12 protein-coding genes are annotated in these 14,867 nt (G+C 38.6%); 7 read left to right on the top strand and 5 right to left on the bottom strand.

Annotated features, from left to right (window positions below; translation table 11 throughout):
- Positions 1 to 318: 318 nt before the first annotated feature.
- A complete protein-coding gene (locus U859_RS0123230) occupies positions 319 to 945 on the bottom strand; it encodes a LysE family translocator (protein WP_025145672.1) in 627 nt (208 codons plus the stop codon).
- A gap of 143 nt (positions 946 to 1,088) precedes the next feature.
- Here U859_RS0123230 and U859_RS0123225 point away from each other — a divergent pair, with 143 nt between their 5' ends.
- From U859_RS0123225 to U859_RS0123195, 7 genes are all read left to right on the top strand, one after another.
- The gene (locus U859_RS0123225) at positions 1,089 to 2,525 is read left to right on the top strand and encodes an MFS transporter (protein ID WP_025145671.1); all 1,437 of its coding nucleotides are present in this window, start codon (positions 1,089 to 1,091) and stop codon (positions 2,523 to 2,525) included.
- A gap of 64 nt (positions 2,526 to 2,589) precedes the next feature.
- Positions 2,590 to 3,048 carry a deoxycytidylate deaminase gene (locus U859_RS0123220; protein ID WP_025145670.1) on the top strand — a complete coding sequence of 153 codons (459 nt, stop codon included), beginning with the start codon at positions 2,590 to 2,592 and terminating at the stop codon, positions 3,046 to 3,048.
- 106 nt (positions 3,049 to 3,154) lie between these two features.
- Positions 3,155 to 3,391 (top strand): type II toxin-antitoxin system Phd/YefM family antitoxin, encoded by a 237-nt coding sequence (locus U859_RS0123215; RefSeq protein WP_025145669.1) that lies wholly within the window; start codon positions 3,155 to 3,157, stop codon positions 3,389 to 3,391.
- Positions 3,388 to 3,786, top strand: a complete 399-nt coding sequence (locus tag U859_RS0123210; RefSeq protein ID WP_025145668.1) for a type II toxin-antitoxin system VapC family toxin — start codon at positions 3,388 to 3,390, stop codon at positions 3,784 to 3,786. Before U859_RS0123215 ends, U859_RS0123210 begins: the two co-directional genes overlap by 4 nt.
- Before the next feature lie 141 nt (positions 3,787 to 3,927).
- On the top strand, positions 3,928 to 5,457 hold the full coding sequence (gene guaA / locus U859_RS0123205; RefSeq protein ID WP_025145667.1) for a glutamine-hydrolyzing GMP synthase: 1,530 nt from the start codon (positions 3,928 to 3,930) through the stop codon (positions 5,455 to 5,457).
- A gap of 112 nt (positions 5,458 to 5,569) precedes the next feature.
- The gene (locus U859_RS0123200) at positions 5,570 to 6,781 is read left to right on the top strand and encodes an ABC transporter substrate-binding protein (RefSeq protein ID WP_025145666.1); all 1,212 of its coding nucleotides are present in this window, start codon (positions 5,570 to 5,572) and stop codon (positions 6,779 to 6,781) included.
- Positions 6,782 to 6,811: 30 nt separating this feature from the next.
- Complete coding sequence (locus U859_RS0123195; protein ID WP_025145665.1) at positions 6,812 to 7,981, top strand: RNA methyltransferase; 1,170 nt, start codon at positions 6,812 to 6,814, stop codon at positions 7,979 to 7,981.
- A 406-nt stretch (positions 7,982 to 8,387) separates the two neighbouring features.
- Here the strand turns inward: U859_RS0123195 and U859_RS0123185 are convergent, their stop codons facing one another.
- The 4 genes from U859_RS0123185 to U859_RS0123170 form a co-directional block, all read right to left on the bottom strand.
- Positions 8,388 to 8,954, bottom strand: coding sequence for a MarC family protein (locus U859_RS0123185; RefSeq protein ID WP_025145664.1), 567 nt, complete (start codon positions 8,952 to 8,954; stop codon positions 8,388 to 8,390).
- A gap of 79 nt (positions 8,955 to 9,033) precedes the next feature.
- Positions 9,034 to 10,362 (bottom strand): hypothetical protein, encoded by a 1,329-nt coding sequence (locus U859_RS0123180; protein ID WP_025145663.1) that lies wholly within the window; start codon positions 10,360 to 10,362, stop codon positions 9,034 to 9,036.
- A 101-nt stretch (positions 10,363 to 10,463) separates the two neighbouring features.
- On the bottom strand, positions 10,464 to 12,188 hold the full coding sequence (locus U859_RS0123175) for an amino acid permease (protein ID WP_025145662.1): 1,725 nt from the start codon (positions 12,186 to 12,188) through the stop codon (positions 10,464 to 10,466).
- A 140-nt stretch (positions 12,189 to 12,328) separates the two neighbouring features.
- Positions 12,329 to 14,575, bottom strand: coding sequence for a sodium-translocating pyrophosphatase (locus U859_RS0123170; protein ID WP_025145661.1), 2,247 nt, complete (start codon positions 14,573 to 14,575; stop codon positions 12,329 to 12,331).
- Positions 14,576 to 14,867 lie beyond the last annotated feature (292 nt).

Raw genomic sequence — 14,867 nt, 5'->3', positions numbered from 1 at the left:
TGACCACCTTAGGCATCTAAGCACATCTAAGTTTAGAAGGGAATATATTATGCGTAAAACTTTAGATATGTTTTACCAAGGGACATTTTCGTGTTACCACTAAGGCATGAAGAAACGAAGCAGGTTTTCATCTTCATTTAATGTTGCTTGCTTCTCCTAATTAAACCTGACATTCGCGGAAAGCCCGGAGGCAAATCCTTCATTTGCCGAGGACTTGCAGCATTGGCAGGACTAACAATAATAGTTTTACTGCACCTGCTTTTCAAAAAAAATATTTAAACACCTAAAACATCTAATTGCACCTATCTAGGAAAAGAGTTATGCGTAAAATTTTAGATAAGTTTTAATGATCAGCCAGAAAGCAAAAAAGATGATGACCACACCGGCAATTTTATTGAGTTTCTTCAACGCATCTTCTTTTATTTTATAACGGAGTTTGCTGGAGTAAAAACTCTTAGCACCATCGATAGCCAATTGGGTGGCCATGGCGATAAAAAAGCAGACCAATTTCTCATTAAGCATGTTATTGAGCTTAACAGAGATGATTCCGCTAACAATAATCCAGAACATGAGGGTAGAAGGAGTGAGGATACACATCAGAAATCCTTTTATGACATAACCTCTTTTACTCACTTTTTGTAAGGTTGAACTATCGTAATGTACGGTTATTTTAGAAACCAGGTAATAGATCCCTACCGCTAACAAAAATAGGCCCCCAATAGAGCCTACATATTTATCAAATTCTGCTTTGTAATCAAAAAACTGGCTGCCAAAAAGGACCAAGCCAATTAAGATTATGTCGCTGATAATCACACCAACAGCCAAAGAAAACCCAGCTTTAAAACCCCGCTCTATGCTGGTTTTGATCATTGCAAAAAATACCGGCCCTGTTAAAAACGACGAAATAATCCCTGCTCCTATTCCTAGTAATATGGCTTCAAACATGCATTGTATTGTTTATAATATGCGAATATGCAATTTTATACCTAAACATATAACATTTATTTTTGTTGCACGGGTTGCATAAAATTTACTGGTTTTCATTTTTTTTTATTTATGTTTAGAGCCACTAAAACTAAATTTTAAAAATGAGTTCAGAACAAACACAAACCAAGTGGGGGCAGTTTATTCCCTTGGTCACGGTATTCTTTTTTTGGGGCTTTGTGGCCGCGAGTAACGATATCCTAATACCGGTATTTAAAAAAGCTTTTGATTTATCGCAAGCTGAAAGTCAGCTGGTGTCGCTTGCATTTTACATTGCTTACACGGTGGGTGCTTTAATTTATAATGGTATTTCTGTGTTAATAGGACAAGATATTGTAAACAAACTGGGCTATAAAAACTCATTGGCACTAGGATTGGTTATTTCTGCGCTTGGAACCTTATTATTTTATCCTGCTGCAAACCTGCACTCATTTCCTTTAATGCTTTCAGGTTTATTTATTGTGGCACTGGGTTTCTCGTTACAACAAACGGTTGCCAACCCCTTGGCAATTGCATTAGGGCCAATAACAACTGGTTCGCAGCGATTAACCTTGGCCGGCGGTATTAACAACTTTGGTACAACCATAGGTCCGCTTATTGTGAGTTTTGCTATTTTTGGTTCTGCAGCAAATGCAAGTACGGATATCAGTATTGAAAGTGTTAAAATTCCTTACCTTATTTTGGGTGTAGCTTTTATTGCTGTTGCTATTTTCCTGAAATTATCTTCTTTACCTGATCGACCTACTTTGGTGGAAGCTTCGTCTGAAGATACTAAATCGATTAAGGGCTCAGCATTGAAATACCCGCAATTGGTTTTGGGGATGATTGCTATTTTTGTTTATGTAGGTGTCGAAGTATCAACTGCAAGTAATTTACCTGCTTACATGGAAAAAGATCTTGGTTTTGCCATTAAAGATATTGCGCCTTACATCTCCTTATATTGGGCAAGTATGATGATCGGTCGTTGGACAGGTGCCGTTGAGGCTTTTACCGATAATGTAAGCACACAAAAAATATTAAGGTTTATTGCGCCTTATTTAGCATTCGGGATATTTTTAGCAGTTAATGCTATTGCGAAACATGATCTGGCTCCTTTTTACGTATACGCCTTGATTATTCTGGTATTAATTGCGGCGGATATGGCAAGTAAAGGAAATCCTGCACGTATGCTGTTGATCTTTTCAGCTATCGGCATCACTGCCTTATTGATTGGAATGTTTACTACTGGTATGACTAGTGTTTATGCCATTACAAGTGTAGGTTTATTCTGCAGTACATTATGGCCTTGTATCTTTACTTTGGCCGTAAGCGGTTTGGGTAAACACACCAGTCAGGGCAGTAGCTTTTTGATTATGATGATTATGGGTGGTGGTATCATTAGCTGGGCACAGGGTGCGGTATCAGAATTTACTGGTATTCAATACAGTTATGTGGTGGGTATTATCTGTTTCTCTTATTTAGCTTTTTATGCTTGGAGAGTAAGTGGTATTTTAAGATCTCAGGGAATTAGTTTCGACAAGAAACTTTCTGGCGGACATTAATTTTTAATAAAGTATTTTTGTAGCCACAGGGATTAAATGCCCTGTGGCTTTTTTGATTTTATACATGACAGACAAACCAAGCTTCGATACCATATTTATGAACCTTGCTACCGATCTGGCTGCCCGTTCGCATTGCGTGCGTGCCCATGTTGGTGCAGTGTTAACAAAAGATACCCGCATTATTTCTATCGGTTATAATGGCCCGCCTGCAGGTACGCATAATTGTGATGAAGAATGGCCAGAGCATGGTTGTGCACGTGATAGTAAGGGCAGCTGTTCTTTGGCATTACATGCTGAAGAAAATGCAATCCTTTATGCTTCTAAAAATGGGTCGAAGATAGAAGGTTGTACCTTGTACACTACATTATCACCTTGTATTGCTTGTGCCAGGTTGATTTTATCTTCAGGAATTAAACTGGTGTACTATTCAAAATCCTATGCCGCCTACAAAGGTTTACCAAGTGATGAAGGTGTAGATTTTTTAAGGAAGTTTGGGGTAGAGGTGGTTTTGATGGAATCGTAAGGTTACTGGTTGGTTCATCGGTGAATAGTTCTATTAAAATCATAAAATTTTTTTATCTTGACAACTTGTCAAGTTTTATTTATATTTGATTATAAGAATATTAGTTATGAAAACAATGTCGGTTGGGGAATTTAAAGCTCACTTTTCTGAAGTACTTGAAGATGTTAAAGCGGGTATTGGTATTGCAGTAACTTATGGAAGAAAGAAAGAAGTTATTGGTTATTTTCTTCCGGAATCTGGCAAAAATAAAGGTAAAAGAAAATTAGGCCCTCTAGAAGGAAAAGCTCAGGTGATTTTCAATGACGATTTTGCCATGACAGATGAAGAACTTTTAGGGTTATGATTTATTTGTTAGATACACATGTGTTTTTGTGGACAATTATTGATACAAAAAAGATTTCGGAGCAAGCATTTTCTATTATTGAAAATAATGAAAATACAATTAATGTAAGTGCGATTAGTCTTTGGGAAATATCTTTAAAATATGCACTTGGTAAACTTAATCTTATAGGTTTAAAGCCCCATGAATTAACGAGCCAAGCAAAAGATTTGGGCTTTGACTTAATGCCGGTTTCACCAGAGCTGGCAGCAAGTCATTATAAATTAAATGCCATCTGGCATAAAGATCCATTTGACAGGATGTTAATATGGCAGGCCATTCAGAATGATATTACTTTAATCAGCAAAGATGAAAATATTAATAAATACCAATCGGCAGGTTTAAAGGTTATCTGGTAATTTTCTAATTTCTTTTTGTTCTGTTAATTTTTTTAAAAAGATTAATTAACGTCAAACACTATGCGCTAAGCGCCAAACTTTTTCCTTCAAAAATCTCAAATCTCCCCTCTCAAATCTCATATCTAATTGGTACCTTTGCGGATGCAAGAAAAAATCATTATCGTCGATTTTGGTTCGCAATTTACACAACTCATCGCTCGTAGGGTTCGCGAACTAAATATTTACTGTGAAATATATCCATATAATAATCTTCCTGAGGTTACGCCTGATGTAAAAGGAGTTATATTTTCGGGAAGTCCTTATTCTGTTCGCCAGGAAGATGCCCCTCAAATCGATTTATCAAAATACCATTTAAAATATCCATTACTGGCGGTTTGTTATGGTGCACAATATATTGCCCAACATTCTGGTGGTTCGGTTCAGCCTTCTTCAACACGCGAATATGGCCGTGCAAACTTAAACTTTGTAAACCAGGAGAATAAATTATTCAAAGGCATTAACCTTGGTTCGCAGGTTTGGATGAGCCATGGCGATACCATTACCGATATCCCTGAAAATTTCGAATTAATTGCCAGTACCGATAGTGTAAAAGTGGCCGCTTATCACATTAAAGATTCTGATACCTATGCCATCCAGTTCCACCCGGAGGTAACACACAGTATTGATGGAAAAATTCTTTTAGAAAACTTTTTGGTTGATATCTGCGGTTGTAGTCAGGATTGGACTTCTGCTGCCTTTGTTGATACTACGATTGCTGATATAAAAGCAACTGTAGGTGATGATAAGGTTGTGTTAGCCCTTTCAGGAGGTGTTGACAGTAGCGTTGCTGCGGTGCTTTTACATAAAGCTATTGGCAAAAACCTACACTGTATATTTGTTGATAATGGTTTATTGCGTAAAAACGAATATGAGAGTGTTTTAGAACAATACAAAGATTTCGGATTGAACATTAAAGGTGTTGATGCAAAAGATAAATTCTTAAGTCAATTGGCTGGAGTAGAAGATCCGGAGCAAAAACGTAAAATCATTGGTCGTGTTTTTATCGAAGTTTTCGACGAAGAATCTCACCTGATACAAGATGTGAAATGGCTGGCACAAGGAACCATTTATCCTGATATCATCGAGTCTGTTTCCGTTAAAGGACCATCGGCAACCATTAAATCGCACCACAATGTAGGCGGTTTGCCAGATTTTATGAAACTTAAAGTAGTAGAGCCACTTAAAACATTGTTTAAAGATGAAGTAAGAAGAGTAGGTACCGCTTTAGGTTTAGAATCGTTTATCTTAGGCCGTCACCCCTTCCCGGGACCAGGTTTAGGTATCCGTATCATTGGTGAGGTTACTGCCGAAAAAGTAGCTATCTTACAGGATGCTGATAAAATTTATATCGATAACCTGAAAGAAGCAGGTCTTTACGATCAGGTATGGCAGGCAGGAGCAATCTTTTTGCCAGTGAGATCTGTAGGAGTAATGGGTGATGAGCGTACCTACGAAAATGTAATTGCATTAAGAGCAGTTGAATCATTAGACGGTATGACTGCAGATTGGTGTCATTTGCCTTATCCGGTATTGGCTAAAATTTCTAACGAAATCATTAATAAAGTTAAAGGTATTAATAGAGTGGTATACGATATCAGCTCTAAACCGCCTGCAACAATTGAGTGGGAATAGTTTTTAGTCCAGAGTCCTGAGTCTTTAGTCGGGAGTCTTTATACAAAATAATATGATTATGCTAGCAAGGTGGAATAAACTTTGCTAGCATATTTTGTTAAAAACGATAGGTATGAATTTTAAGAAGGTTTACGGGTTGCCCGTTTTGTTGATGTTGGTTTTAAGTGCTTGTTCGCCAAAAGTGAGAACACCTAAGCCTGAGACGAGTAAACCAACTGAGAAGGAAAAACCAGCAGATAAAAAGCCTATCAAAAAGTTTACACAGGCCAGTGTTTCGCTGCTTATACCTTTTAAGCTGGATGAGCTGAACTTAAAAGCGGCTACAAAGGCTGATATTGAGAAATACGCCATGCCTATCGATTTTTATCAGGGTTTTAAGTTGGGGCTGGATTCTGCTGCGGCCCAGGGTTTAAACTTTAAGCTCAATGTTTTTGATACCCAGGATGATAATGCACATATTTCTACTTTGTATAAAAATGAACGGTTTAAACAGAGCAATTTAATTATTGGTCCGGTTTTTCCAGAGGGATTGAAGTTTATAGCCAACTATGCCAAAGAAAACAATGCAACCATTGTTTCGCCATTGGCTGCAACCGATCCAGGCGAATTTAACAACCCGAACCTCGTTTCAGTGGTTAACAATATAGGTTTGCATGGAAAAAAGATCAGTACTTATATCACTAAAAACTTCAATCCTGCAAACACAATAGTAGTGCTCATTAACCCGAGAAAAACGGAAGATGAAGCTTTTGCTGCTCCAATTAGGAGCTATTTCCAAAGTAATGGCAAATTTATTGTTCAGGAATATGCATCAGCCTATGCTTTCGAAACCAAAATGATCAGAGGCAAACAATATGCTGTTATTTTAACTTCGTCTGACCGTGCTTTTGTATTGCCGACAGTGGAAAAGCTTTATAAGTTAAAGAACCTGCCAGCTGGAGGTTATGCTATTAATCTTTTCGGTCATCCCAACTGGGTAAAACAGAATTATTCGGCCGATAAACTACAAGACCTTAATACGGTCATCAGTTCGTCCTATAAAATAGATTATAAGAATAGTGCTGTAGTTACATTTATCAAAAAATACCGTTATAGATATGGCTTTGAACCTGGCGAATATGCTTTCAAAGGTTTTGATGTAGGTTATTATTTCGGCAAACTATTGGTGAATTATGGCGAAGATTACAGGGATTATATCGTAAAGGAGAAATATAAAGGGCTTCATAATAACTTTTCATTTATCCATGATGAAAAATTAGGTTATATTAACACCAGTTTAATGTTGCTGAAGTATAAAAACTTCGCCTTGAATATTGTTGAGTAACCAATCATTCCTTCCATTTTTAATTATTGCATGAGAGCAGACCATCAGTTAAGAGCCTTTGAACAAATTTTAAGTAGTTATGATGGAAGTTTGCCCTTACATCGCTTTCTACCCGCTTATTTTAAGCAGCATAAGCAAATGGGTTCGTCTGATAGAAGATGGGCCACACGCCATATTTATAGCTTTTTTAGGTTGGGTAAGGCTTTGTCTGCGCTGCCGAATGAAGAACGGTTGAGTATTGCCGATTTTTTATGCCATACAACCTTGAGTCAGCTGGTAGAGAAAAATTTGCCAGACCTGGTGGAAAGTATTACTTTATCCTTAGAGGAGAAATTAAGCCTGATTAAATCGAAATACCCTGACTTTGATATTGAAGAAGTTTATCCTTTTCACGCCAGCCTTTCTGGGGATATTGATAAAGAAGCATTTTTTACCTCTTTTTTCAGACAGCCAGACCTATTCATCAGGGTGGCAGCCAGCGATTCTTCTTCAATTGTTGCAAAACTAGAGGAGGAAAGTATTCCGGTAAAAGCAATTTCTGCTACCGCTTTGGCTTTACCTAATGGTACCAAACTCGAAAGCATTTTGAAAGAAGGAACCTATCAGGTTCAGGATTTATCCTCACAGCACACGGGTGAATATTTCAAACCCAATAAATGGGATAAATGGTGGGATTGCTGTGCGGCGTCGGGAGGCAAAACCCTGCTTTTGCATAGTTTGGAGCCAGTTATCGAACTTTTGGTTTCTGATTTACGTGAAAGTGTGCTGTTGAACCTGGATGAGCGTTTCCGTTTGGCAGGCATCAAAAAATACCATAAAAAAGAGATCGATCTTTTGCAGAACAATGATCAGATTTTGCACCACTATCAATTTGACGGGATTATCCTTGATGCACCTTGTACTGGTTCAGGGACCTGGGGGAGAACGCCAGAAATGCTAACTTTTTTCGAAGAACGCAAAATTAATCAGTTTGCGGGCATTCAAAAAGGTATTGTACAAAACGTGGTGAAATACTTAAAGCCAGGTAAACCACTAATTTATATTACCTGTTCAGCTTTTGAACAAGAAAACGAAGCTGTTGTTCAGCATATTGTTGATACATTACCACTGGAGCTGGAAAAGATGGAATTGATAAAAGGTTATGAAAATAATGCTGATACGATGTTTGTGGCCAGGTTGATTAAGAAGAGCCAGGATTAATCAGGATTTTAAGATCGATTTTTATCCCCTAGAAAGATTGCTTCGTCGGCTGAAAAAGCCTTCTCGCAATGACGATGAAACGAGCATACTAAGTATGCTCAAACCAGGATTTGAAATTCTTTTTGAAGTATTTCACTGCTTCTATTAATACAGCGATGGCTCCAATAATTAAGGTATATTCTTCAAAGCTTTTCATGATGTGAGCTTTTATGTTTAGATGAATATACGCAATTATTGTTACAATTTGGTGAGGGGATTGTCATTTATAATATAATCGTCATTGCGCCCATGATAGAGATATATAAAGACTTTATTAACTAGATTTCTCCATGCCGCTGCGCTACAGTCGAAATGACAGTCCCGCTCTAAGTACATCATCCATTTTCCATCTCACCTCTTCCACCCTCTAAAGCCCTGTATTATTTCTGAATAACTTAATCGCGATGGCCAATAAAATTACGCCAAAAGCCTTACGTAAGATGTTTAAGCCCGATTTACCGAAAAGTTTTTCCAGCCTGTTAGTGTTCTTCAGCACGAAATAAACAAACAGCATATTGAGGATAATGCCAACAAGGATGTTCTGCGTATGGTATTCTGTTTTTAGCGAAAGTAACGTCGTCATTGTTCCGGCGCCAGCAATTAAAGGGAAAGCCAAAGGAACAATAGAAACCGTTTCAGGTGCTTCTTCTTTAAAGATGGTAAGGCCTAAAACCATTTCCATGGCAATGAAAAAGATTACAAAAGAACCAGCTATAGCAAAAGATTCTACATCCAGGCCGATTACTTTTAATAAGGATTCTCCAAGAAATAAAAAGAGGATCATTAGACCGGTAGCCACCAAAGATGCCTTTTCTGATTCGATGTGGCCAGCCTTTCTACGCAGTTCGATAACCACCGGGATGGCTCCCAAAATATCGATAATTGCAAAGAGCACCATCGTTGTCGATAGGATCTGGCTTAAGTTGAACTTCATAAAATCGAATTTCATAGCAGGACAATTTTAAGCAAAGGTAGCTGAATTTGTATCAAATTCTCAATTGTACCGTTTTTTATTAGAAATAGAACTGTGTTCTTAAAGTGAGTACATTATCTTTCCGGTCAGCCGTGTAATCCTGAATCTGGGTAGCCTCGTTTCTAACAATATCATAATACAATACTGCCTTAAAATGTGTATTAAAATGATGTAAAAAACCAAAGCCAAAAGTATCAAAACGGACATCCGCTGGTGATAGCCCACGGTTGCTCGAAATATCCAATCCCTTCACTTTTGTGTTCGGATCGTACCAATCATATTTTAAAATAAGCTGGTTATCGGTGCTGTTCAGGGTTTGTACAAAGGTGAGGTAGGCGCCACTAAAAGTTCTGGTAAAATAGGGTAGCGCAATTGATTTATTGTCAACAGGGTAGGAGCCTGGCGTTGTAGAATTGGTTGAAGTACCTGTTTGTAAACCCGATACCACTTCGGCCCTCAGTTCCGATTTCCAGCTTTTAGTTTTAGTAGCCAGCTGAATATCAGCACCATAATATCTCCTTGGTGCAACTTTATTGATTGTTGTGGCCGACGAATCTTTAACCATATTCCATTGATTATTGATTCTGTCCATTTTATAACTTACAGGCAAGCGGTGGTTTAAACCGCCCTGTAACGTGCTGATGCCGCCCGCAATGGTAAATGCATTAAAGGCATAGGTTTTGTGACTTAACCTGAAGATAAAATCTTTACTGTTATCAAATTCTGCAGGACCAGCCAAGCCCTGTCCGTTGTAAATACCGAAATCTAATACGATGTTTTTAAGTTTAGCGTTTTTCCAGCGTGGATTTAGGGTAAAGGTAAGCCCCAGGTCGCGTTCTGTTTTCATTAAAATCTGCGACATCCGGCCACGCTCTGGCGCTTCTCTTACCGAAGATGACAATTGAAGTTCATTCCCGAAAGGACGGCCTGAAAGGCCCATTGTAACGGCTAATATCTTCCATTTGTTTTCGTAATAACGTCCCCAGAAATCTCTTACCGCAACGCCCTGTTCAGTACCGTCAAACTGGAGCACAAAATAGGTTGATGGATCGCCGTCATCTGTTAACAGCATATAATCGGCCCTTAAACGGCCTCTTCTTAATCTAAACCGGTTGTTGGTAAACTCGCCAAAGTTTCCGCCCTGGTATTCTGCCTGTGCGCCGTTTGTCTGGGCCATTTGAAACTGAGGTTGCAGGTATCCGCTAAACGATAATGAACCATATTTTTTGGAGATAATAAGTAAATGGTTAACTGTTGTAGAGTCCATTACATCATTAATTGTTCTTTGCGCGTACCCTATTGAAGAAAGCGAGAAAAAAACAATGATCAGAAAATATACCCTTTTAAATCTGGTAGAATGGCGGTTCATGTTATCGATTTTTTGCAAAGGTAGTTTTATTAACAATTATTTAACACAAAAAAAGCCCCAACTTGCGTTGAGGCTTTAAATATTGTCAATAAACGGGTTGTTTATTTCGCTTGTATAGATTTTAGGTTCATTATCCTAAATCCATAAATAATTAAGTGTAAAACAGCGAAAGCTAAAGAGAAGTAATATAATCCAAAATCAGCTGTTGTTTTAGGATCTAACTCTGCAGCCTGTAATGATAAATGGTGATGTATTAGTGCAACTACAACTAAAAGTGCTGCTAAAATTAAACCAACATAAGATACCACTTTATTGCTTTTTATCAGGGTAATTACTTTATTATCCGAAAGCGCACTGTTTTTTATTCCGTAGAATAAGTAAACGTTTATACCAATGATCATCCAAACTAGTAAACGAACCCAGGTATCTAAAGGTAAAAATAACATCATACCTAAACATACTGCAACGCCCAGAAATGGAATTAAAGGAACCAAAGGCACTTTAAATGCTCTAGGTAAATCTGGCATGCGTTTTCTTAAGATTACGATACCGATACATACCAATATGAAAGCGAATAATGTTCCGATACTGGTCATCTCTCCAACAACGCGTGCAGGTACAAATGCAGCAAATAAACTCACGAAAACCATGAACAATAAATTGCTTTTTGATGGTGTACCGAATTTAGAGTGAACGCTAGAGAATACTTTTGGTAATAAACCATCTTTACTCATAGAGAAGAATACCCTCGATTGTCCCATTAACATTACCATAATTACAGAAGCATAACCACCTAAAATGGCTAAGATAATAGCTTTGTTTAACCAAGGATAAGCAGGAGTTACTATACCAGCGGCATTTCTTGCGCCCATGTTATCAATTGCAACGGCTACAGGAGCAATACCATCCTGACCACTGAAAAGATCATAATTGGCTACACCTGTCATTACGTGTGCAAATAAGATATATAATATGGTACAGATTACCAAAGAAACAAGAATACCAATTGGCATGTCTTTTTTGGGATTTTTAGCTTCCTGAGCTGCTGTAGAAACGGCGTCGAAACCGATATAAGCGAAGAATACAATTGCTGCTGCCCTGATTACTCCTCCCCATCCATTGGTGAAGAAATCTAAGTGACCTGGTTTATCAGCAGGAATAAAATAAGGTGTATAGTTAGCGGTGTTGATGTATTTCCAGCCTAAAATGATAAAGATAAATACGATTACAACTTTAACACCAACAATAATTCCATTGATAAAAGCAGATTCTTTAGTTCCTTTAATGAGGATTAACGACATTAAAACCACGATAAATACTGCTGGAAGATTAAACATACCTGAAACACTGGTACCATCTGCTAAAATTGCCGTATCGAATGGCGACATTACCATCTGCGCGGGGAGATGTATATCGAAATATCCGAGGAACTTGACCAGATACCTACTCCAGCTAATCGATACGGTTGCCGCACCTACTGCATATTCCAGTACTAAATCCCAGCCTATGATCCATGCCACAAACTCACCCATGGTAGCATAAGAATAAGTGTATGCACTACCCGCTACAGGTATCATCGATGCAAATTCTGCATAACATAAGCCCGCAAAAGCACATCCGATAGCTGCAATGATAAAGGAAATTGTGATTGCTGGACCTGCATTATTTGCAGCGGCCGAACCGGTGATAGAGAATAATCCGGCTCCAATGATGGCTCCAATCCCTAATGCAACCAAACTGGTAGGCCCTAAGGTTCGCTTAAGCGTCCCTTCTCCACTTTGTTGTGCTTCTTGTGTAAGTAAGTCAATAGACTTTCTAAAATTCATAAATAAAAGTTTAGTTAAAGTGTTTTATAGTTTTATGGTAATAATAAATTCAGCTCCAAACGTAATTAAAAATTACGGAAAATTAAAAGGGATTTTGGTTAAAAATCCCTTTAGTTGTTATTTTATCAATGTTTTTACAACTAACGACTTAAAGTATCAGTCGTATTTATTAAAGTATCTGTTTTTATATTGCCTGAAGCATCGGTTTTTTGTTCAATTCTGATTTCTTTCCTAACTTCTTGTTTGTGTTCGCCCGCAATTGCCTTAACTGCGATGTAAGGAGCAATAACCAGTGAAACAATAGACATTAATTTGATCAAAATGTTCATCGAAGGGCCCGATGTATCTTTAAAAGGATCGCCAACGGTATCTCCGGTAACAGAAGCCTTGTGTGGTTCTGATTTTTTGTAGTGCATTTCTCCGTTGATCATTACACCTTGTTCGAAAGATTTTTTGGCATTGTCCCATGCGCCACCGGCATTACTTTGGAAAATCCCCATCAAAACACCAGTAACGGTTACTCCTGCCAATAAACCACCCAAAACTTCTGGTCCAAAGGTAAAGCCTACAATAATAGGCGTAATTAAGGCGATTGCTCCCGGCATCATCATTTCGCGGATAGATGCTTTGGTAGAAATGGCCACACATTTTTCGTATTCCGGTTTGGCCTTATATTCCATTATACCCGGAATTTCTCTAAACTGGCGGCGAACTTCCTGCACCATGTCCATTGCAGCTTTACCAACAGCCTGAATACAAAGCGCTGAAAAGATAAAAGGGATCATTCCACCTACAAACAAGCCTGCCAAAACAGGTGCTTTATATATATCAATGGCGGTGATACCTGCTATTCCTACAAAAGCCGCAAATAAAGCCAGGGAAGTTAATGCCGCAGATGCAATGGCAAATCCCTTACCTGTAGCTGCAGTTGTATTACCAACCGCATCTAAATTATCAGTACGTTCGCGAACTTCAGGAGGTAGTTGACTCATTTCGGCAATACCTCCCGCATTATCGGCAATTGGTCCAAAAGCATCGATCGCCAATTGCATCGCTGTAGTTGCCATCATACCTGCTGCGGCTATAGCCACACCGTATAAACCTGCAAAGTGATAAGAAGCCATAATTCCTCCTGCCAAAACCAAAATTGGGATAACCGTCGATTTCATACCGACTGCCAAGCCTGCAATAATATTGGTGGCATGTCCGGTTGAGGATTGTTGAATAATAGAATTTACCGGTCCTTTGCCCATCGCAGTAAAATATTCGGTAACAATACTCATAATGGTACCCACCACTAAACCCACAATAATGGCGTAAAATACGTTGATGCTGGAGAACTCGTAACCGCGAAGATTAAGTGTTTCTGGTAACATCCATTTCACAATAAAAAATGAGGCTATAGCCGTAATCAAGATCGATGACCAGTTGCCCAGGTTCAACGCGTTCTGAACGTTCGATTTTTCATCTTTAATGGTAACGAACCAGGTTCCGATAATCGAAAATATAATGCCCAATCCGCAGATCACCATTGGAAGAAGGATAGGAGACATGCCTCCGAATTTATCCGTTACGGTAATTTCTTGTCCTAAAACCATTGTAGCCAATATAGTTGCCACATAAGAACCGAATAAATCGGCGCCCATACCGGCAACATCACCCACGTTATCGCCTACGTTATCGGCAATGGTTGCAGGATTACGTACATCATCTTCCGGAATTCCGGCTTCTACTTTACCCACTAAATCGGCACCAACATCGGCCGCCTTGGTGTATATACCCCCGCCAACACGTGCAAACAGCGCAATTGATTCTGCCCCTAAAGAGAATCCGGTTAAAACCTCAATTGCGGTTCTCATTTCTACGCTATTGGCATTGGTTACATGGAAAATCTGTAAAAACACGATAAATAAACCACCCAAACCTAAAACGGCTAGTCCGGCAACACCCAGTCCCATTACCGTACCACCAGTAAATGAAACTTTTAAAGCTTGTTTTAAACTTGTTCTGGCAGCTTGTGTGGTTCTTACGTTGGCTTTAGTAGCCGATTTCATGCCGATATAACCTGCTGTAGCAGAAAATACAGCTCCAATAATAAAGGATATGGAAATAATCCAGCTCGAATGCATCGGAACACCTTTAATTTCAGTAATTGTTCCAGAGTATGCCAATAATGCTGCTGTAAAAACTGCAAAAATGCTCAATACCCTCCATTCGGCTTTTAAAAAGGCCATAGCACCATCTGCTATATAGCCGGCAAGTTCCTGCATGTTTTTATCACCTGCATCCTGCTTATTTACCCAGGCGCTTTTAATCAACATGACTATAATCCCAACAAGGCCCAAAGCCGGGATACAGTAAATTAAATTGTTTTGTAAAAAATCCATAGTTAATAATTGGTCTTATATTTGGTTAGTTGTTTATTTAGTTCAATGGTTCATTAGTCATTAGTTCAATGGTTATTGCTGATTGGTTATTGATAATTGGTTATTTTGTCATTGGGTAAACTGGTTAATTGTTTAAATTGGTTAATGGACTTCAAAAGCCCGGCGCTAAATTCCATAACGCTAACCGCCAAACGCCGTGCACTATGCTCACCGCTCCAAACTCTTCGCCAGCAACGCTCTAGCAAGATAACAAAATATTCTTGTGGTTAAAATTTTACAACAGGTGTGAATA

Origin of the sequence: Pedobacter jeongneungensis (assembly GCF_000633455.1) — a bacterium.
Taxonomy (GTDB): Bacteria; Bacteroidota; Bacteroidia; order Sphingobacteriales; family Sphingobacteriaceae; genus Pedobacter; species Pedobacter jeongneungensis_A.
This window is presented reverse-complemented; position numbering and strand designations above follow the sequence as displayed.

Bases quoted from the DNA above. Each gene is read 5' to 3' on its own strand.
- U859_RS0123225 (WP_025145671.1), top strand. From the start codon at position 1,089: ATGAGTTCAGAACAAACACAAACCAAGTGGGGGCAGTTTATTCCCTTG.
- U859_RS0123180 (WP_025145663.1), bottom strand. From the start codon at position 10,362: ATGAACCGCCATTCTACCAGATTTAAAAGGGTATATTTTCTGATCATT.
- U859_RS0123220 (WP_025145670.1), top strand. From the start codon at position 2,590: ATGACAGACAAACCAAGCTTCGATACCATATTTATGAACCTTGCTACC.
- U859_RS0123185 (WP_025145664.1), bottom strand. From the start codon at position 8,954: ATGAAGTTCAACTTAAGCCAGATCCTATCGACAACGATGGTGCTCTTT.
- U859_RS0123170 (WP_025145661.1), bottom strand. From the start codon at position 14,575: ATGGATTTTTTACAAAACAATTTAATTTACTGTATCCCGGCTTTGGGC.
- U859_RS0123175 (WP_025145662.1), bottom strand. From the start codon at position 12,188: ATGAATTTTAGAAAGTCTATTGACTTACTTACACAAGAAGCACAACAA.
- U859_RS0123200 (WP_025145666.1), top strand. From the start codon at position 5,570: ATGAATTTTAAGAAGGTTTACGGGTTGCCCGTTTTGTTGATGTTGGTT.
- U859_RS0123210 (WP_025145668.1), top strand. From the start codon at position 3,388: ATGATTTATTTGTTAGATACACATGTGTTTTTGTGGACAATTATTGAT.
- guaA (WP_025145667.1), top strand. From the start codon at position 3,928: ATGCAAGAAAAAATCATTATCGTCGATTTTGGTTCGCAATTTACACAA.
- U859_RS0123215 (WP_025145669.1), top strand. From the start codon at position 3,155: ATGAAAACAATGTCGGTTGGGGAATTTAAAGCTCACTTTTCTGAAGTA.
- U859_RS0123230 (WP_025145672.1), bottom strand. From the start codon at position 945: ATGTTTGAAGCCATATTACTAGGAATAGGAGCAGGGATTATTTCGTCG.
- U859_RS0123195 (WP_025145665.1), top strand. From the start codon at position 6,812: ATGAGAGCAGACCATCAGTTAAGAGCCTTTGAACAAATTTTAAGTAGT.